Consider the following 19,103-nt stretch of genomic DNA (forward strand, 5'->3'; position numbering starts at 1 on the left):
TGTTTTCCCCTCCCCGTCACGGCTCCGTGACGGGCGCGTCGCCGTCCTCGGCGTACAGCGATTCGAAGTTCGCCATGATCTCCCGCAGCCGGTCCACCTGGGCGGCGTCCGTGGCCACGTAGTTGCGTTCCGCGAGCTGGGTCGCGATGCCCAGCAGCTCGATCGCGTCCTGCTGGGCGCGTGCGAAGCGCTCCAGCCGGGCGCGGACGTCCTCGTAGCGCGCGTAGATCTCGTGGGCCGCCGCCAGGTCACCGAACTGGTGGGCGGCCGTGCCGAGTCGCCCGATCTGGTCGGGGTCCAGCCCCGAGTCGCGCAGGGTTCGCAGGCAGTCGTTCAGCCAGTTGACGAAGCCGCTGAGCTCTCCGTCCGCGAGATACAGATCCGGCTGACCCGTCGGCTGGTACGGATCGCTCACCCCACCCCTCCTCCACAGGTCGTGCCCCCTCAGTCACCGTGGGCCATCCATCCTAAGCGGTTGGCTCGTCGTCGGCGCAAGGTGGATATGTGAATCCCCGTCAAAGAAAAGGCAGTTGTTCCGAGAGTCGGACTGTCCGCCGAATACGCCGGACGGGCGAGGGCGGCCGGGGACCGAACGCTTATGCTGCTCCCGTGACATCGACACAGCAGGGACTCACCCCGCGCCAGGCCCGGCGGCTGCGGATGGGCATCGCCGGTGTGGCGATGGTCGCGATGGCCGTCGTGCTCGTCATACAGCTCGGCGACGGCTCGTCCCTGCAGTCCATAGGCCTGTACGGCGCCGCGTTCATCCTCTCCGGCGCCGTGATCGAGATGAGCCGGCGCGGCCGGACGCGGCTGGGGATGGCGGTGCTCGTCACCGGGTTCGTGCTCCTGCTCGGCGCGGACTGGTGGTTGCGGAGCTTCTAGCCGGGCGGGGGCGGTGACAGTGAGCCGCGCTACGATCACGTTCGGGCGTTCCGCCTGTCCCATGTCCCGCCGAGCGAAGGGAAAGTGCGCCGATGGCCGCGACCGAGACTCCGGAAGAGATCGCCGCGCGCAAGGAGCGCGAGAAGAACGAGCTGTACGCCCTGGACATCTCCGGCGTGGAGTGGCTGAGCGCGCCCGGCGGTCCGGAGGACGAGAAGGTGGAGATCGCCTACCTGCCGGGCGGCGGGGTCGGGATGCGGAACTCGAAGGATCCCGACACCGTGCTGCGGTTCACCGCCGCCGAGTGGGAGGCGTTCGTGCTGGGCGCGCGGGACGGTGAGTTCGACATCGACGTCGAGGGCGACGCCGAGTGAGCGGCACGGGCCCCGGCGGGGCCCGCGCCTGACGCGCGCGGGGACCGGCCACGGCGGTCAGCGGGCGCGCCGCCGCCAGTCGCGGAGGACGAGGGACGCGCCCGCGAGGACGGCGATCAGGACGGCGACGGCCAGCACGGCGAACGTGCCGAGCCGCTCGGCCCGTTCGGCGTGGGTCTCGCCGAGCGCCAGGTCCGGCACGTCGGGGGCCGGGGCGGCGGCGACGCCCTCGTCGGGGACGGGCTCCCCGGTCGGCCGGACGTCGTCCTCGGTCACCGCGCGGACCGGGTCCACGACGCCCCAGCCGATGGCGGAGTCCGGGCCGGGGATGGCGCGCTCCGCCGTCTGCTGGAGCTGGGTGACGATCTCCCGCGCCGTCCACTCCGGGTGCTCGGCGCGCAGCAGGGCGGCGACGCCCGCGACGAACGGCGCGGCGAAGCTGGTGCCGTTGTCCACGCACTGGCCGCCGCCGGGGACAGTGGACACGATGTCGACGCCCGGGGCCGCGATGCCGACGAAGTCGCCGGACTGGGAGAACGGGGCCCGCTCGTTGTTGCGGTCGGAGGCGGCGACGGCGAGAACCCCGTCGTAGGCGGCGGGGTAGGTCTCGCGCGCCTGGCCGTCGGCGCCGTCGTTGCCCACCGAGGCGACCACCACGACATCCGCCGCCAGCGCGCGGTCGACGGCCTCCTTGAGTGCGGAGTCGGCGCCGGGCGTTCCCTCGCTGTCCTGCGAGATGTTGATGATGTGGGCGCCCTGCGCGACGGCGTGGTCGATGGACCGGGCGAGTGTCTCGACGGTGCCGCTGCCCTGGGCGTCGTTCTGCCGGATCGGGATGATCGTCGCGCCCGGCGCCAGGCCGACGAAGCCGGTGCCCTCCTGGGGGCGGGCGGCGATGATGCCGGCGACCTTGGTGCCGTGGCCCACGAGGTCGTCGGTGGCCCCGCCCTCGCCCCCGGTGAAGTCCGCGCCGGACGCGGCGTCGACGGCGTCGGTGAGCTGCGGGTTGACGGTGTCGACGCCGGAGTCGATGACGGCGACGCGCACGCCCTCGCCCCGCGTGTGCTCCCAGAGCTGGTCGAAGAGCACCCGCTGGAGCGACCAGGGCCGCTCCTCGATGGGCTCGGCGGGGAACGTGCACTCGCCGCCGACCGCCCCGGCCGGGGGCGCGCCGGTGACGCAGAGCGCGGCGGTCAGGGCGAGGGCCGCCGCCGCGCGGGCCGCCTTGGGGATGGTCACGTCTCTCACGACCCCTGGGGCTGCTTGGCGCTGTCGGTCTCCAGGCGCGGTCCGGTCGGCAGGAGGACCGACCAGCTCGCGGGCACCGGGACCGGGGTGATGTCGCCGTAGCCGAGCCGGAGCTGGGCCTGGTCGGCCTCCTCGCCGTCGGCGGTGGCCTCCACGGCGTAGCGCAGTCCGGTGTCGGTGGCCAGGAAGACGTTGCCCGCGTCGGTCTCCTCGCCCTGCACCTGGCGGTAGAGCAGGCCGGTGCCGGGGGTGACGTAGGCGGTGGTGGCGCCGGAGGAGATGGTCGCGGGGTAGGCGTCCCCCGCCCAGGTGGCCTGCTCGGTGCCGCCGTCGCCGTCGACGGAGAGCAGGACGGAGCAGATGGTGTCGCGGGAGCCGGTGTTGACCTGGGTGACGGGCTCGGTGGGCCAGTCCAGATCGTGGTCGAGGGCCTGCTCGGGCGGCGCCGGGACGAAAGCCGCGGCGCCGACGTCGAGCGGGTGGCCGGCCTGTCCGAGGGAGTCGAGGGCGCGGCTGCCGAGCAGCAGGCGGGCGGTGAAGTCGGAGACGGGGACGACGCGTCCGGGCAGGACCAGGTACTGCTGCGGGCCGCCGCCGGTGGGGGCGCGCAGGACCATGCCCACGACGTTCGCCTCCGGGACGAGTCCGGGGACACCGGCCGGGGTGCCGACCGATGCGGGCAGCTCGGGGAAGGCGATGGGCGTGCCGTCGCGGAAGGTGTCCAGCCAGGCCTCGCCGACCGGCTGCGGGTCCCCCTGGGTGAGGAGCCGGAGGAGCAGATCCAGATCCTCGCCCTGTTCGTCGAGGCGGTACTTGGTGCCCGCGGGGTCGGCCAGGTAGAGCGCGCCGTCCTCGAGCGACCGCACGAACAGCACGTCGCCGCCGGTCAGCCGCTCGCTGCCCTCGACGCGCTCGGCGTCCCGGTCCGCGAGGAGGAACACGGCCTGCTGGACGCCGTTCTCGCCGCCGCCCGGCTGCTGGCAGACGGCCCAGCGCTTGGCCTGCGCGGCCTCCTCGGCGGAGGGCAGCCGGTCGGGCGCGTAGGGGATGCCGAGGGTGGGGCCGCGCGGGATCGCGCCGTTGTCCAGCTCCTCCTCGTCCACGCTGACGATGCTGAGGTCGTCGGGGTTGTCGAGGAGGAGCCGTGCGGAGGAGAGGTTGAGAACGGGGTGGAGCTGGGCGCGGCCGTCGGTCTCCAGCACCACGTAGCGGGTGGTGGAGTCGCTGCCGATGATGACGTTCTTCCCCGGTTCGTCCCAGCCCTCGGGGACGGACGGCCGGAACATGCCCCACGCGCCGAATCCGGCCAGAATCAGCGCGCCGACGATCATCCCCGGCAGTACGGCGCGCAGCGGGCGCGGCGCGTCCTCCTCGGTGACGACCGGCGCGGGCTGCAGGAACGCCGCGACGGTCCGCCGTTTCGCGAACGTGTAGGCGTTCAGTTCGTCCTTGCGCGACGCCATGGGTGGCCGCTCCTCCCCCGTACCCGTGAACGCGGTGTCAGTCCCGGCCTCTACTATGCCGGGTGACGGAGCGATCACGGTCAGGAGGGGGTCCCAGATGGCGACGGCTGCGACGGCCGCCACGGCGGGGGCGGACCGGTCGGCCGGGGCGGGGGTGGCGCCGCGGGCGCTGCCGGGGCCCGGCGGGCTGCTTCCGCTCTGGCCGCTGCTGTGTCTGCAGGGGGCCGGCGGGCTGGTGCTGGCCGGGGTGGCGGCGGAGAGCTGGCCGCTGGGCGCGCTGGCCGTGGTGCCGTCGGCGCTGCTGGTTCTGGTGCTGGTGGCCTGGCGGCAGGGGGAGCCGCTGCCGGTGTGGATCGGTTCGGCGCTGGCGCTGCGGCGCAGGCGGCGGGAGGCGGCGGCGCCGCTGCCGCCCGGCGATGATCCGCTCTTCTCGCTGGCCGCCGAGTGCCGCCCGGGTCTGCGGAGTTACGCGTTCGCGGCGCGCGGGGGGCGGGACGGCCGGGAGCGGCGCGAGGTCGGGATGGCGGGGGACGGCGGGACGCTGACGGCGGTGCTGCGGGTGGAGGCGGCGCCGGCGCCGTTGCAGCCCGGCCACGCGGTCAGGCCGCTGCCGCTGGCGCTGCTGCACGACGCGCTGGAGACGGACGGTATCCGGCTGGAGTCCGTGCAGTCGGTGCAGTACACGCAGCCCGCGCCGGCGCCGGTGCTGCCGGACCGGTCGGTGGCCGGGACGAGTTACGCGCTGCTGCAGGAGCAGGGCGCCGCCGCGCCCGCGCTGCGGCTGACGTGGGTGGCGCTGCGGCTGGATCCCGAGCTGTGCCCGCGCGCGGTCGCCGAGCGCGGCGGGGGGCTGGTGGGCGCGCAGCGCTGCCTGACGCGCGCGGCCGATCAGTTGGCGAGCAGACTGACCGGGGCGGGTTTCACCGCGACGGTGCTGACGCAGGCCGAGTTGCTGTCGGCGGTCGCCGCCTGCACCAGCTCGGACCCGGCGGCGACGACGCTGATAGGCCGGAGCGAGGGGCCCCGGCCCCGGCGGACGGCCGAGGGACCGCGGGAGTGGCGGTGCGACGACCGGTGGCACACGACGTTCCGGGTGGCGCGCTGGCCGGTGCTCGGTCCCGGCGCGACACCGCTGCCGGGGCTGGTGGCGCTGCTGACGTCGCTGCCCGCCTTCGCCACGACGTTCGCGCTGACCCTGCGGCGACGGGGGCGCGGCGCGGTCGAGTTGAGCGGGCATGTGCGCATCACCGCGCGGGGCGAGGGCGAGGTGCGGGCGGCCGGGGCGCAGTTGTTGCGGGCGGCGCGGGCCGCCCGGGTGGGGCTGGCGCGGATGGACCGGCAGCAGTTGCCGGGCGTCCAGGCCACGTTGCCGTTGGGGGGTGCGCGCTGATGGGCCGGGCCGGGCACGTGTTGTCCGCCGGGGAGCTGGCGGCGCTCGCCCTGCCGGTGGGCGACGACGGGATCATCGTGGGCGTGGACGGCAAGTCCAGGCCGGCGGTGCTGGGCATCCACCATCCGGTGCCGTTCGACATGGTGCTGATCGGCGGCGTCTGGATGGCGCACGTGCTGGCGCTGCGCGCGGTGGCCACGGGCGTGCGGGTGGCGGTGGAGACCGGCCGGCCGCAGGTGTGGACGCGGCTGGCGCAGGCGGCGAACGGCGGGCTGGAGTGCATGACGCTGCACGAGGTCGGCAAGGTGCCGCCGCTGGGGGCCACGCTGGGCAGCCCGGTTCTGGTGGTCCGGGACTGCGGAATCCGGCCGCCGCGCGGGCGGGTGGCGTCCGCGCCCTGGCAGCCGGTGCTGACGCTCCTGCCGTATGTGAGCCCGGTGGCCCCCCGGTTGATCGAGCGGGCCGCGCTGGTCGGCGTGCAGCGGGTGTCCCCGGACGAGGCCCGGCTGATAGGCCGCATCATGACGCTGCCGGAGGCACAGGTGGAGGCCCTGTCGACCTTCGCGGAGAACGTGACGCTGTGGTGCACGCGGACGTCGCGGCGCATGGTGAGGACGGTTCCGACGGACAGCGAGACGGGCCTGCTGGGGAATCCGAGCCGTCTCGACCCGGGCAACTAGGGCAACATGCCCGCCACGCCCGATGGTTCGCCCCCTTTGTCCGGGTTCTCGTGGCGGCGCGCGCCCCGCCGCGAGGGGAGGTCTAGGGGAGTTCCCGGGGGGCGATTAGGGTGAGGGTGGGTGCGGCACCAGTGTCGTAGAGCATTGACCTGAGCCCACGTCGAGGGAACCGCCCGGGGGGCGGGCCCGTCGTTCGCACAGCGGCCCCACGGCGTGCGGAGCATGAAGCAAGACCAGTTAGCGGGAGGCGTCGTGAACAGCGACCGGGACAGGGTTCGCACCGCGGAGGAGACCTCCGCCGACGAACGCCCCGATGACGAGCTCCTCGAGGAGGACTCGGAGAGCACGGGGCAGTTCACCATCGACTACACGCCGCCCGCCTGGTATTCGGGAGGTGGCGCGGCCACGGACGCCGCCCCGGCTCCCGAGCCCGCCGCCCCCGCGCCGCCGAGTGCCGTGCCGCCCCCGCCGGGGCCCGGTGACGTGGTGAGCGGGGCGACGATGCGGTTCGGCGGACCGGCGACCGGGCGCGCCCCGGCGGACGCCGAGCCCGCACCGGCTGCACCGGCTGCCGAGGGTGCGCAGGCCGCGCCGACGCCACCGCCGCCGTCCGCGCCGCCCGCCCCGCCCGGCGGACTGCCGCCGCTGCCGCCGGACTTCCAGCTCAGGCCGCCGGTGCCCGCCACGCCGCCGCCCGCGACGCCCGTCGTCCCGGCGGCCCCGCCGGAGGCGGAGGAGGCCGCGGCGGCCGGTGCCGAGCCCGTGGCGTCGGACCACACCGTGGTCTTCGCCCCGGTGCGGGCCGACCGCCCCGAGGAGCGCGAGGAGCCGGAGCAGCGCGGCGTCGAGGTGGAGTTCGGCCGCCGGGCCGCCGAGCCGGAGCCGGTGCTGGACGCGGAGCCCGCGGACGAGGCCGGGCCGGAGCCGCTCGACACGGACACGGACGCGCCGCGGCCGGGACTCGCGGCTCCGCCGCTGGGGCTGCCCATGCCGCCCACGGTCGGCACGCCCGACCCGCGGAGCACGCTGGGCGGGCCCCCGCAGGCCGGTCGGCCGCTCCCGCCCGTCCCGCCGTTCCCGCAGCAGGCGGCGGCCCCCGCCGCGGAGGAGCCGCCCGCGGCGCCGCAGCCGCCGCAGGCACAGCCGCAGCCGCAGCCGCAGCAGGGACCGCCCTCGCCCTGGCAGCAGCCGGACCCGGCTCCCGAGCCCCCGGCCCTGCCGCAGTACCCGCAGCCGTCGCCCGCGCCGCAGTCCGGGCAGTGGCCCGACCAGGCCGCCGGCCGCCCGGCGCCGACCGGGCATCCGGCCCAGCCTCCGCAGCCGCCGTTCACGCAGCCGCCCGCGCTGCCCCAGTTCCCTCAGCAGGCCGGGCCGCCCGCACCGCACCAGCCGCACCAGCCGCACCAGGGACAGCAGCCGGACCCGGCGGCCGGGCCGCCCGCGCCGCCCCGGGTCCCGCAGCCGTCGGCACCGCCCGCGGCCCCCATGCAGCCCGGCGCGCTGGGCTACACGGCCTCCGTCGAGCTGTCCTCCGAGCGTCTCCTGCAGAACAGGAAGAACAAGCCGCGGTCGCAGCCCGCCAGCAAGCCCGCGTCGCGGTTCCGGATCGGCGGCAAGACGGCCGACGCCGAGCGCCAGAACAAGCTGAACATCATCCGCACCCCGATGCTGTCCTGCTACCGCATCGCCGTGATCAGCCTCAAGGGCGGCGTGGGCAAGACCACGACGACCACGGCCCTGGGCGCCACCCTCGCGAGCGAGCGCCAGGACAAGGTCATCGCGATCGACGCCAACCCCGACGCCGGCACGCTCGGCCGCCGCGTCCGCCGCGAGACCGGTGCCACCATCCGGGACCTGGTCGGCGCGATCCCGTATCTCAACAGCTACATGGACATCCGCCGGTTCACCTCGCAGGCGCCGTCCGGCCTGGAGATCCTGGCCAACGACGTGGACCCGGCGATCTCCACCACGTTCAACGACGAGGACTACCGCCGCGTCATCGAGGTCCTCGGCAAGCAGTACCCGATCATCCTCACCGACTCCGGCACCGGGCTGCTCTACAGCGCGATGCGCGGGGTGCTGGATCTCGCGCACCAGCTCATCATCGTCTCGACGCCCTCGGTGGACGGCGCGAGCAGCGCCAGCACCACCCTGGACTGGCTGTCGGCACACGGGTACGGGGACCTGGTCCGGCGCAGCGTGACCGTGATCTCAGGGGTCCGGGAGACCGGCAGGCTGGTCAAGGTGGACGACATCGTGGCCCACTTCAAGACCCGCTGCCGCGGCGTGATCGTCGCGCCGTTCGACGAGCACCTGGCCGCGGGCGCCGAGCTGGACCTGGACCTGATGCGGCCGAAGACCCGCCAGGCGTACTTCGACCTCGCCGCGCTCATCGCGGAGGACTTCGTGCGCGCCCAGCAGGAGCAGGGGCTGTGGACGCCGGACGGCGGGATGCCACCGCACATGGTGCCGCCGCTCCCCGGCCAGGGGCAGCCGCAGGGCCAGGCTCCGCAGGGCTACGGCTACCCGCAGCAGTCCCCGCAGGGCTATGGCTATCCGCAACAGGCCCAGTCCCAGCCCCAGGCGCCACCCCCCGGGTACGGCTATCCGCAGCAGCAGACGCCGTACGGGTATCCGCAGCAGCCGGGCCCCTGGCCGCAGCAGCCGCCGCAGGCCCCGCCGCACTGAGCACGACGACGCCGCGAGGGCTGGCCCGGGTCCGGGTCAGCCCTCGCGCGTCAGCTCGCGCACCTGGCGGATGTCCTCGGCGATGCGCTCCATCAGTGCGTCGAGCGAGTCGAACGACTCCTGGCCGCGCACATAGGAGCCGAACTCGATGGCGGCCCACTGGTCGTAGAGGTCGAGGTCGGTGCGGTCCAGCGCGTAGGCCTCGACCGTCCGCCGCGTGCCGTTGAAGTGTGGGTTGGTGCCGACGGAGACGGCGGCGGGCAGCCGTTCCCCCGCCGCGGTGAGGAGCCAGCCCGCGTACACGCCGTCCGCCGGGACCGCCGCGTACCGCACGGTGTCGAGGTTCGCCGTCGGGATGCCCAGCTCCCGCCCCCGGTGGGCCCCGTGGACCACGGTCCCCTCCACCCGGTGCGGGCGGCCGAGGACGCGGGAGGCGCCCGTCACGTCGCCCTCCAGGACCAGGCATCTGGCCAGCGAGGAGGACAGCGGCTCGTCGTCGCCCGTGCCGTCCGGCGCGAACAGGTCGACGACGTGGACCTCGAAGTCGTAAGACTTGCCGAGCTCGGCCAGGGTCTCCACGGTGCCGGCCGCCCGGTGCCCGAAGCGGAAGTTGGGGCCCTCCACCACCGCCCGCGCGTGCAGTCTCTCCACGAGCAGCTTGACCACGAACTCCGACGGCGAGAGCTGCGAGAACGCGTGCGTGAACGGCAGCACCAGCACGGCGTCCACCCCGAGCCCCGCCATCAGCTCGGCCCGCCGGCCGTGCGTGGCGAGCAGCGGCGGATGGGTGCCCGGCCGGGTGACCTCCTTCGGGTGCGGGTCGAAGGTGACCACCACGGTGGGTACGCCGAACTCCCGCGCGAGGTCAACGGCCCGGCCGATGATGAGCTGATGCCCTCGGTGCACCCCGTCGTACGAACCGATGGTGACGACGCTGCGTCCCCAGTCGTCGGGGATGTCCGCCATGTCACGCCAGCGCTGCACCGTTCTCGCTCCTCGCTGCTCTCCGTGTGGGCCTGCCGGTCAAAGGTACCCGGCTTCACTCCCACGGGGGATGCCTGCCTCGCCCACCCGGGGCGGTGGCGGGACGGGCCGGAGCCGGTGCAGCAGGTCGAGCAGATCGGCCGCCGACAGCCGCAGCCCGTCCCAGAACGCGGCTCCGAACGGCTCGGCCGCGATCGCGCCCGCCGCGATCCGGTCGGCCAGCAGCCGCAGCTCCGGCAGCACCCCGGTGGCGTCCGGCAGCGCGAGCGGCACGTCGTGCAGGAGGCGCCTGGCCCACCAGCCGCCGTCCGCCGCCCCGGGGGCGCTGCCGTAACCGTCCGTCAGGTCGTCGACCAGGGGCCGCAGCCGCCGCCGCAGCGCACCGGGCCCGCGGTCGCGCCACAGGTGCAGCATGGCCTGGGTGACGGGCCCGACGCGGTGGCGCGGCACGGCGGCGCGCGCGACCGTGGCCAGGGTGGCCCCGAGGTCGAGGTGCCTGCCGTGCAGCCAGTCGGCGAACTCCTCGTCGGCGAACCGGTATGCGGGCCCGGCAGGCCGCAGGACGCCCTCCTCCAGTACCGCGGCGGACCAGCCGAGGCGGCAGGGGAACAGCGTCTCGAAGACCCGCGCCCCCAGGGCGCCGGTGGCGACGGAACGGCGGGCGGCCTCGTGCAGCCGCGCCGCGACGTGCGCGGCCAGGCGGCGCTGGGCGGCCACGGCCGGGACCAGCCGGCCGCCGTCCGTCAGCGCCCGGGCGATCCGCAGGGCGGACAGGTCGAGGTGGGCGGCGAAGACGTCGTGCCGGTCCGGGCAGCCGCCGGCGTCGGTCCGCTGCGCGGCCCGGATGCGCGACAGCATCCGCAGGGACAGCGGATGCCGGCCCTCGCCGGGGGCCATGCCCGTGCCGGCCAGGCCGAACGCCTCCCGCGCCCGCCCGGCCTCGGCCGCCGTGAGGTCGCCGAGGGCGAGCCGGCCGACGATGCCGGGCGGGAACAGCGTCTCGGCGTGCTCCCAGAACTCGGGCCGGCAGGCGACGGCGAGCCTGGCACCCGCAGCCCGGAGCCAGTCGGCCGTCGCCGCGCTCCACTCGGGCAGCCGCCCGGCCAGCGCCTCCGGCATCTCCTCGGGCCCGTCGAGGACCACGAGCAGCGGCCGGCCGTGGTCGCGGGCGAGCCGGGCGACGATGTCCGGATTGACGTGGGCCGGGTCGCCGCAGGTGGCGTCCGGCCCGGCGGCCAGCTCCCGGCCGGCGGCCGTCAGCGCGCGGGCGACCGCGTCCCGCAGGCCCCGGTCGGGCCGGTGCAGGTCGGCGCCGCGCAGCCAGACCGTGGGCGCCGGGTCGGCCGCACGGCGGCGGCGCGCGGCGTGCGCGGCCAGGGCGGTGGTCCGGCCGGTGCCGGGGGCGCCGACGACGGCCAGCACACTGGCCCGTCCGGCGTCGAACCGGGCGAGCGCGGCGGCGACGTCGGGTCGCTCCACCAGGACGTGGGGGGCCGGGGGTGCGGCGGTGGCGAGTGCCAGGACCCCGGCGAGGTTGAGGTCCTGCCCGAAGCCGGGCACGGTCACGTCGTTGCGGCGCAGCAGCCGGGCCAGCGGCCCGTCCGGGTCCAGCGCGGCGACGGCACGCGGCGGGACCGCGCGGGCGACGGTGTCCTGCCGCGCGACGACCACCGCGACGACCGCGCCGGTGGCGGCGTGCACCACCGGGCTGCCCGAGTGCGCGGCGGTCAGCGGCCGGGGCAGGGCCAGCGGAACGGTGCCCTCCTCGGGAACCGGCCCTTCCGCCTCCCCGATGACGACATCGACCGTGCGGTCCGACCAGGCCCCGAGGTGGACGCGGACCGCCGTGCCCGGGGCGCCGGTGCGGTCGTGGCCGATGACCAGCGGCGCCAGCGGCAGCCCGGGGGCGTGGATCAGCGCGAGGTCCCCGTGCGGCAGCGCGGTCACCGAGTCGGCCCGCACCAGGCGGCTTTCCCCCGAAGGAGCGACGAGGACAAGCCGGGCGAGACCGTCGACCGCCGCGAGGCTGGTCACCACGGTCCCGTCCCGGTCGGCCAGGAAGCCGCTGCCGCGCGGCTGTCCCGCCGGATCGCAGATGCGGACCAGTGCGGGCCGCGCGTCCACCGTCATCGCCGAACCAACCTCCCGATGCCTCCGGTGTGGAACTGGGTTCTGCCCCGGAAGCGGCCGGATTCAGCGGGAATGCCCGTTGCCCACTCGTTCAGGTGAAGACGGCCAGGCTCTTCGACCGCTCCCCCGCCGCCTCGATCAGGGCGATGAAACGGTCTTCGGGCCCGAAGACCGCGACCGGCCCCTCGGGCAGCGCGGGCGTGGCGATCCGCGCCCCGTTCCCCAGCAGCTCGGCCTGCCGGCCGTCCACGTCCCAGCGGGGGAACGCGGCGGCAGCCGCCGCGCCGAGCGGCAGCACGGCCAGCTCCTCCCGCAGCTCATCGAGGGTGCGGGCCACGTCCAGCCCGTACGGGCCGACGCGGGTGCGGCGCAGCGCCGTCAGATGCCCGCCGGTGCCGAGCGCCGCGCCGAGGTCGCGGGCGAGGGCCCGGATGTACGTGCCGGAGGAGCACACCACGGACACGGCCACGTCGGTGACGACGGTGCCGTCCTCCGCGGTCAGCTCGGTGACCTCGTGCACGGTGAACGAGCGGACCGTGACCGGCCGCGCCGGGATCTCCACGTCCTCGCCCGCCAGCACCCGCCGGTAGGAGCGCTTGCCGTCGATCTTCACCGCGCTGACCTTGGCCGGAACCTGCATGATGGCGCCGGTGAGCGCCGCCACCCCGGCGTCCAGCGCGGCCCGGTCCACGTCCGCGGCGCCGGCGCGCGCGGTGACCTCGCCCTCGGTGTCGTCGGTGACTGTGGCCTGGCCCAGCCGGATGGTCCCGGTGTACTCCTTCTCCGTCAGCGCCAGGTGCCCCAGCAGCCTGGTCGCCTTCCCCAGCCCGAGCAGCAGCACGCCGGTGGCCATCGGGTCCAGCGTTCCGGCGTGCCCGACCCGGCGGGTGCGGGCGATGCCCCGCGTCAGCGCGACCACGTCGTGCGAGGTGAACCCGGCGGGCTTGTCGACCACGACCAGCCCGTCCGGGCCGCCCGCGCCGCGCCGCGCTCCGGTGGTACGGCTCATGCGCGGCTCAGTCCTCGTCCGCCGCGTCGTCCGGGGTGCCGCCCGCGGCGCTGTCCGGCGCCGCGGTGCCCGAGCCGTCGCCCTCGCCGCCCTCGTCCTTCACGTACGGATCGGCGCCGCCCGCGTACTCGGCGCCCGCCGAGGCCCGCCGCACCTGCTCGTCCCGCTCCCGGGCCCGCACGAACAGGTCGTCCAGGTTGCGGGCGGTCTCCGGCAGCGCGTCCGGGACGAACTCCAGGCTCGGCGTGTGCTTCACGCCCGCCGCCGCGCCCACCGCCGAACGCAGCACGCCCTTGGCGCTGCGCAGCCCGGCGGCCACCTCCTCGCGGTCGGACTCGTCGCCGTACACCGTGTAGAAGACGGTCGCCTCCCGCAGGTCCCCGGTGACTCTGGTGTCGGTGATGGTGACCCTGGTGCCCAGCCGCGGGTCCTTGATGTCCCGGTGCAGCTTCTCGGCCACCACCTCACGGATGAGGTCCGCCAGCCTCTTGGCCCGCGCCTTGTCGGCCACTGGTCCGTCTCCTTGCTCTGTGGTGCTCTGTGTGGTGCTACTCGTCGTCGTCGCCGTGGATCCGCCGCCGCACGGACAGCAGTTCCACCTCGGGGCGGGCCGCCACCCACCGCTCGCACCGGTCGAGAACGTCGGTGAGGTGCGCGGCGTCCCCGGAGACCACGGCCAGCCCGATCTCGGCCCGGCGGTGGAGGTCCTGGTCGCCCACCTCGGCGACGCTGACCGCGTAGGCGCGGCGCAGCTCCGCCACGATCGGCCGTACCACGGAGCGCTTCTGCTTCAGCGAGCGGACGTCGCCGAGCAGCAGGTCGAAGGACAACGTCCCGGTATACATGCCGGTGATCGTAACGGGAGCGGCCGGGGCCGATCGACGGAGTTTCCTCCTGCCGACCGGCCCCGGCCGGCCGCGTCACGCGCGGGGCTTCTCCCGCATCTCGTACGTCGCGATGACGTCGTCGACCTTGATGTCGTTGAAGTTCCCGAGGTTGATACCGCCCTCGAAGCCTTCCCTGATCTCGGTGACGTCGTCCTTGAAGCGGCGCAGCCCCTCGATGGTGAGGTTCTCCGCGACGACCTTGCCGTCGCGGATCAGGCGGGCCTTGGTGTTCCGCCTGACCTCGCCCGAGCGGATGAGCACACCCGCGATGTTGCCCAGCTTGGACGAGCGGAAGACCTCGCGGATCTCCGCCGTGCCCAGCTCGACCTCCTCGAACTCCGGCTTCAGCAGGCCCTTCAGGGCCGCCTCGATCTCCTCGATCGCCTGGTAGATGACCGAGTAGTACCGGACGTCCACACCCTCGCGCTCGGCCGCCTGCGTGGCACGCCCCTCGGCGCGCACGTTGAAGCCGATGACGATGGCGTCGGAGCCCGCCGCCAGGTCGATGTCGGTCTCGGTGACCGCGCCGACCCCGCGGTGCAGGACCCGCAGGTCCACACCCTCACCGACGTCGAGCTGGAGCAGCGAGGACTCCAGGGCCTCGACCGAACCGGACGCGTCGCCCTTGATGATGAGGTTGAGGTTCTGGATCTCGCCCGCCTTGAGCACCTTGTCCAGGTCCTCCAGGGAGACCCTGCGGGTGCGCTTGGCGAACGCCGCGTTCCGCTCGCGGGCGGCGCGCTTCTCCGCGATCTGCCGGGCCGTGCGGTCCTCGCCGACCACCAGGAAGTTGTCCCCGGCGCCCGGCACGTTGGTCAGACCCTGCACCAGCACCGGCGTGGACGGCCCGGCCTCCGTGAGGTTACGCCCGGTGTCGTCGAGCATCGCCCGCACGCGGCCGTGCGCGTCGCCGACCACCATCGTGTCCCCGACCCGCAGCGTGCCGCGCTGCACCAGCACGGTGGCCACGGCGCCCCGGCCGCGGTCGAGGTGCGCCTCGATCGCGATGCCCTGGGCGGCCTGGGCCGGGTTGGCCCGCAGGTCGAGCGAGGCGTCGGCGGTCAGGATGACGGCCTCGAGGAGCCCCTCGATGTTCGTCCCCTGGCGCGCGGAGATGTCGACGAACATCGTGTCGCCGCCGTACTCCTCCGCGACCAGACCGAACTCGGTGAGCTGGCCGCGCACCTTGACCGGGTCGGCGCCCTCGACGTCGATCTTGTTGACCGCGACGACGATCGGCACGTCGGCGGCCTTGGCGTGGTTGAGCGCCTCGACCGTCTGCGGCATCACGCCGTCGTTGGCCGCCACCACGAGGATCGCGATGTCGGTCGACTTGGCACCACGGGCACGCATGGCGGTGAACGCCTCGTGACCCGGGGTGTCGATGAACGTGATCGCCCGGTCCTCGCCGTTGACCTCCGTCGACACCTGGTAGGCGCCGATGTGCTGGGTGATGCCGCCGGCCTCGCCCTCGATGACGTTGGTCTTGCGGATCGCGTCCAGCAGGCGCGTCTTTCCGTGGTCGACGTGACCCATGACGGTGACCACCGGCGGCCTGGTGACCAGGGCCTCCTCGCCGCCCTCGTCCTCGCCGAACTCGATGTCGAAGGACTCGAGCAGCTCGCGGTCCTCCTCCTCCGGGCTCACGATCTGAACGGTGTAGTTCATCTCGTCGGCGAGGAGCTGCAGCGTCTCGTCCGAGACCGACTGCGTCGCGGTGACCATCTCGCCCAGGTTGAACATGACCTGGACCAGGGACGCCGGGTTGGCGTTGATCTTCTCCGCGAAGTCCGTCAGCGACGCGCCACGGGAGAGACGGATCGTCTCGCCCTTGCCGCGCGGCAGCATCACGCCGCCGATGGACGGGGCCTGCATGGCCTCGTACTCCTGGCGCCGCTGCCGCTTCGACTTCCGGCCGCGCCGGGCCGGGCCGCCGGGACGGCCGAACGCGCCCTGCGTGCCGCCGCGGCCACCGGGACCGCCGGGACGGCCACCGCCGCCCGGACCGCCGCCGAAGCCGCCGCCACCGCCGGGACGGCCACCGCCGCCGCCGAAGCCGCCGCCACCCGGACGGGTGCCGGTGCCGGGACGGCCGGCGAAGCCGCCGCCGCCACCGCCGGCACCGCCGCCGGGACGCGGGCCGCGGCCGGCGAAGCCGCCGCCGCCACCGCCGCCGGGACGCGCGCCGCCGCCGCCCGGACGGGCGCCGGGGCCGCCGGGACCGCCGCCGGGACGACCGGCGCCGGAGGGCCGCTGCGGCATCATGCCCGGGTTCGGGCGGTTGCCGCCGGGGCCGGGACGCGGGCCGCCGGGGGCCGCGCCCTGCGGACGCGGCATGTTGCCCGGGGTGGCACGGCCGCCACCGGGCGCCTGCGGGCGCGGACCGGGACGGTCCTGCCCACCGGGGCGCGGGCCGCCCTGGCCGGGGCCGCCGGCCGGACGCGGGGTCGCGGGGCCGGGACGCGGCGTCGTCGGCTGCGGACGCGCCATGCCGGTGGATCCGCTGGTCGTGAAGGGGTTGTTGCCGGGACGCGGGCCGGCGGGCCGGCCGCCGGGCTTGGGCACGCTCGGCTTGGCCGGCGGCTTGGGCGCCGTGGCGCCCGGCTTGGGCGCGGGCCTGGCACCCGGACGCGGGCCCGGGGCCTGCTGGCCGCCTCCGGCCGCACCCGGCCTGGACGCGCCGGAACGCGGCGGCGCGGTCTCGCCACCGCCGGTCGGCTGGGTGAACTCGGGCGCCGCCGGGCCCGGCCTGACGGCCGGCTTCGGGGCCGCGGCGCCCGGCTTGGGCGCGGGCGGCCTGGGGGCCATGCCGCCCGGCTTGGGGGCGCCCGGCCTGGGCGCGCCACCGGGGGCACCCGGCTTGGCGGACTTCCTGCCGCCGTTTCCGCTGAACGCGTCGGTCAGCTTTCGAACTACTGGCGCCTCGATCGTCGAGGACGCCGAACGGACGAATTCACCAAGTTCTTGGAGCTTGGCCATGACGACCTTACTCTCGACTCCAAGCTCCTTGGCGAGCTCGTATACCCGGACCTTAGCCACTTCGCTCCTTTAACGGTCCGGGGTCGGTCGTCCGCCGGACCTTCGCTACTTCACGGGCGTACTCATCGCGTACTCATCGAGTGCTCATCGCAATCTCGACCTACTTCCGACTCGCGAGGTACCTGACCGTGCGGACCTTCCGCACGACGTTTCTTACGGTTGCACTACGGTGCTTGCGCCGCGTCGCCCTGGCCGACCGCCCGCCGCAGCTCTCCGGTGTCGAGCGGCCCCTGGACCCTGAGGGCCCTCGGGAACGCCCGGCGGCGGACCGCCAGCTCCAGACAGGCCGGCGTGGGATGCACATACGCACCCCGACCTGGCAGCGTACCGCGAAGATCGGGGACACAGCGATCCCCGACCACCGCCACACGCAGCAGTCCGTCCCGGGCCGAGCGCTGCCGGCAGCCCACACAGGTGCGTTCCGGGCAGACAGAACTCCGCGTCCGGCCAGACACTGACGATTCTACCTCCCCGTTCGCCCGGCCCCAGAGGGCGGGCTCACACCGACAGAACTCGTAACGGCTCCGCCACCCGGGGTATTCCCGGTGGCCGCCGGCCGTTTCAGGCCAAACATCCTGGGGCCGTGCGCCCCGGCGCCCCGCACCGTCAGGACGTCCTCTCCCCGGCCCGCTCGCCCTGCTGCTCGGTGTCCGGGCGGATGTCGATCCGCCAGCCGGTGAGCCGGGCCGCCAGCCGCGCGTTCTGGCCCTCCTTGCCGATGGCCAGCGAGAGCTGGTAGTCCGGCACGGTGACCCGGGCCGACCTGGCCGCCTGGTCGACCACGTCGACCTTGGTGACCCGGGCCGGGCTCAGCGCGTTCGCCACCAGCTCGGCCGGGTCGTCGGACCAGTCCACGATGTCGATCTTCTCGCCGTGCAGTTCGGCCATCACGCTGCGGACCCGGCCGCCCATCGGGCCGATGCAGGCGCCCTTCGCGTTCAGCCCGGGACGCAGCGAGCGGACCGCGATCTTGGTGCGGTGACCGGCCTCCCGGGCGATCGCCGCGATCTCCACCGAGCCGTCGGCGATCTCGGGAACCTCCAGCTCGAACAGCTTCTTCACCAGGTTCGGGTGGGTCCGCGACAGGGTGACGGAGGGGCCGCGCTGGCCCTTCACCACCCGCACCACGTAGGAGCGCAGCCGCGACCCGTGCGAGTACACCTCGCCGGGCACCTGCTCCTGCGGCGGCAGGATCGCCTCCAGCCTGCCGATGTCCACCAGCACGCTCTTGGGGTCCCGGCCCTGCTGCACCACGCCGGCCACCACGTCGCCCTCCCGGCCCGCGTACTCGCCGAAGGTGACGTCCTCCTCCGCGTCCCGCAGCCGCTGCAGGATGACCTGCTTGGCCGTGGTCGCCGCGATCCGCCCGAAGCCCTGCGGGGTGTCGTCGAACTCCCGCGCCTCGGCGGCCCCTTCGGCGTCCGCGAGGTCCTCGGGATCCTCCTTGGCCCACACCGTGACGTGGCCGGTGGCGCGGTCCAGCACCACCCGGGCCTGCCGGCGGCTGCCCTCCGTGCGGTGATAGGCGATCAGCAGGGCCGACTCGATGGCCTCCACCAGCACGTCGAAGGAGATCTCCTTCTCCCGGACCAGGCCCCTCAGTGCCTCCATGTCGATGTCCACGGCTACGCCTCCTTCGCGCTGTCGTCGTCGGCGGGCTTGCGGCTGAACTCAAGCTCCACCCGGGCGGTCGCGATCCCGGCGAACTCCACCCGGCGGGCCGTGGGCTTCCGGCCCTTCTCCCCCGGCACCTCCAGGTCGAGACCCTCGTCGTCGACCGCGGTGATCCGGGCGGTCAGCTCGCCGCCCTCGCGCAGCCGGATACGGGCCAGGCGGCCCACGGAACGGCGGTAGTGCCGCGGCTCGGTCAGCGGTCGCTCCGCGCCGGGCGACGTCACTTCCAGCACATACGGCGCGGCGCCCATCACGTCCTTCTCGTCCAGCGCCTCGGAGACCGCCCGGCTCAGCTCGGCGCAGGCGTCGAGGCCCACGCCGCCGTCGGCGTCCACCACCACCTGGAGCACCCGCCGACGCCCCGCCGGGGTGATCCGCACGTCCTCCAGGTCCATCCCGCGCTTCCCGGCCAGCGGCTCCAGCAACTCTCGCAGCCTGTCGATCTGGGTGGTGCTCATCCGGGTGACTCCTCGGCCGCGTCTGCTGTTGTGGGACGGCGCGTTCGGGCGCTCGCGCACCAGCCTAACGCCTGTGGCACGGTACGCCGACCGGCCCGGCCGGGGGCGCTGGCACGCCGGTGGCGGGGCGGGACCGGTGTGGACGCGCCGCACGGGTACGCTCACGGGGCGGTGATCTCCCCGGCACGGCCGGG

17 protein-coding genes are annotated in these 19,103 nt (G+C 74.9%); 5 read left to right on the plus strand and 12 right to left on the minus strand.

Annotated features, from left to right (window positions below; all coding sequences use genetic code 11):
• Positions 1-16 precede the first annotated feature (16 nt).
• Positions 17-415, minus strand: coding sequence for a hypothetical protein (locus ACSNOC_RS05490; protein WP_436746096.1), 399 nt, complete (start codon positions 413-415; stop codon positions 17-19).
• A 194-nt stretch (positions 416-609) separates the two neighbouring features.
• Between ACSNOC_RS05490 and ACSNOC_RS05495 the strand changes: the two genes are divergently transcribed.
• Both ACSNOC_RS05495 and ACSNOC_RS05500 read left to right on the plus strand, forming a co-directional pair.
• Entirely contained in the window at positions 610-885 is a 276-nt protein-coding gene (locus ACSNOC_RS05495) for a hypothetical protein (RefSeq protein ID WP_436746097.1), read from the plus strand.
• A gap of 92 nt (positions 886-977) precedes the next feature.
• Positions 978-1,259: a DUF397 domain-containing protein gene (locus tag ACSNOC_RS05500; protein ID WP_436746098.1), complete on the plus strand. Its 282-nt coding sequence runs from the start codon at positions 978-980 to the stop codon at positions 1,257-1,259.
• Between the two features lie 57 nt (positions 1,260-1,316).
• Here the strand turns inward: ACSNOC_RS05500 and mycP are convergent, their stop codons facing one another.
• Together mycP and eccB are read right to left on the minus strand one after the other, a co-directional pair.
• Positions 1,317-2,507, minus strand: a complete 1,191-nt coding sequence (gene mycP, locus ACSNOC_RS05505; protein WP_436746099.1) for a type VII secretion-associated serine protease mycosin — start codon at positions 2,505-2,507, stop codon at positions 1,317-1,319.
• On the minus strand, positions 2,504-3,970 hold the full coding sequence (gene eccB / locus ACSNOC_RS05510; protein WP_436746100.1) for a type VII secretion protein EccB: 1,467 nt from the start codon (positions 3,968-3,970) through the stop codon (positions 2,504-2,506). The genes mycP and eccB overlap by 4 nt, the downstream gene beginning before the upstream one ends.
• A gap of 97 nt (positions 3,971-4,067) precedes the next feature.
• On the opposite strand from eccB, the gene eccE reads away from it, so the two are divergent.
• The 3 genes from eccE to ACSNOC_RS05525 all read left to right on the plus strand — a co-directional run bounded on the left by eccE (position 4,068) and on the right by ACSNOC_RS05525 (position 8,728).
• Positions 4,068-5,360, plus strand: coding sequence for a type VII secretion protein EccE (gene eccE, locus ACSNOC_RS05515; RefSeq protein ID WP_436746101.1), 1,293 nt, complete (start codon positions 4,068-4,070; stop codon positions 5,358-5,360).
• Positions 5,360-6,040 (plus strand): hypothetical protein, encoded by a 681-nt coding sequence (locus tag ACSNOC_RS05520; RefSeq protein WP_436746102.1) that lies wholly within the window; start codon positions 5,360-5,362, stop codon positions 6,038-6,040. The genes eccE and ACSNOC_RS05520 overlap by 1 nt, the downstream gene beginning before the upstream one ends.
• Positions 6,041-6,292: 252 nt before the next feature.
• Positions 6,293-8,728, plus strand: coding sequence for an SCO5717 family growth-regulating ATPase (locus ACSNOC_RS05525; protein ID WP_436746103.1), 2,436 nt, complete (start codon positions 6,293-6,295; stop codon positions 8,726-8,728).
• A 36-nt stretch (positions 8,729-8,764) separates the two neighbouring features.
• Here ACSNOC_RS05525 and ACSNOC_RS05530 read toward each other — a convergent pair whose 3' ends face one another.
• The 9 genes from ACSNOC_RS05530 to rimP form a co-directional block, all read right to left on the minus strand.
• Entirely contained in the window at positions 8,765-9,712 is a 948-nt protein-coding gene (locus tag ACSNOC_RS05530; protein WP_436746104.1) for a bifunctional riboflavin kinase/FAD synthetase, read from the minus strand.
• Positions 9,713-9,751: 39 nt separating this feature from the next.
• Complete coding sequence (locus ACSNOC_RS05535) at positions 9,752-11,842, minus strand: hypothetical protein (protein ID WP_436746105.1); 2,091 nt, start codon at positions 11,840-11,842, stop codon at positions 9,752-9,754.
• Between the two features lie 91 nt (positions 11,843-11,933).
• Positions 11,934-12,851, minus strand: a complete 918-nt coding sequence (truB, locus tag ACSNOC_RS05540; RefSeq protein ID WP_436746106.1) for a tRNA pseudouridine(55) synthase TruB — start codon at positions 12,849-12,851, stop codon at positions 11,934-11,936.
• A gap of 7 nt (positions 12,852-12,858) precedes the next feature.
• Positions 12,859-13,362, minus strand: coding sequence for a 30S ribosome-binding factor RbfA (gene rbfA, locus ACSNOC_RS05545; RefSeq protein ID WP_436746107.1), 504 nt, complete (start codon positions 13,360-13,362; stop codon positions 12,859-12,861).
• A gap of 37 nt (positions 13,363-13,399) precedes the next feature.
• Positions 13,400-13,696, minus strand: coding sequence for a DUF503 domain-containing protein (locus tag ACSNOC_RS05550; protein ID WP_059011614.1), 297 nt, complete (start codon positions 13,694-13,696; stop codon positions 13,400-13,402).
• Positions 13,697-13,771: 75 nt separating this feature from the next.
• Positions 13,772-16,777: a translation initiation factor IF-2 gene (infB, locus tag ACSNOC_RS05555; protein ID WP_436746108.1), complete on the minus strand. Its 3,006-nt coding sequence runs from the start codon at positions 16,775-16,777 to the stop codon at positions 13,772-13,774.
• Positions 16,778-16,941: 164 nt separating this feature from the next.
• Positions 16,942-17,232, minus strand: a complete 291-nt coding sequence (locus ACSNOC_RS05560; RefSeq protein WP_436746109.1) for a YlxR family protein — start codon at positions 17,230-17,232, stop codon at positions 16,942-16,944.
• A 151-nt stretch (positions 17,233-17,383) separates the two neighbouring features.
• Positions 17,384-18,400: a transcription termination factor NusA gene (nusA, locus tag ACSNOC_RS05565; RefSeq protein WP_436746110.1), complete on the minus strand. Its 1,017-nt coding sequence runs from the start codon at positions 18,398-18,400 to the stop codon at positions 17,384-17,386.
• A gap of 2 nt (positions 18,401-18,402) precedes the next feature.
• On the minus strand, positions 18,403-18,909 hold the full coding sequence (rimP, locus tag ACSNOC_RS05570; protein WP_436746111.1) for a ribosome maturation factor RimP: 507 nt from the start codon (positions 18,907-18,909) through the stop codon (positions 18,403-18,405).
• Positions 18,910-19,103: the final 194 nt, after the last annotated feature.

This window comes from Streptomyces sp. URMC 129 (assembly GCF_051386415.1).
Taxonomy (GTDB): domain Bacteria; phylum Actinomycetota; class Actinomycetes; order Streptomycetales; family Streptomycetaceae; genus Streptomyces.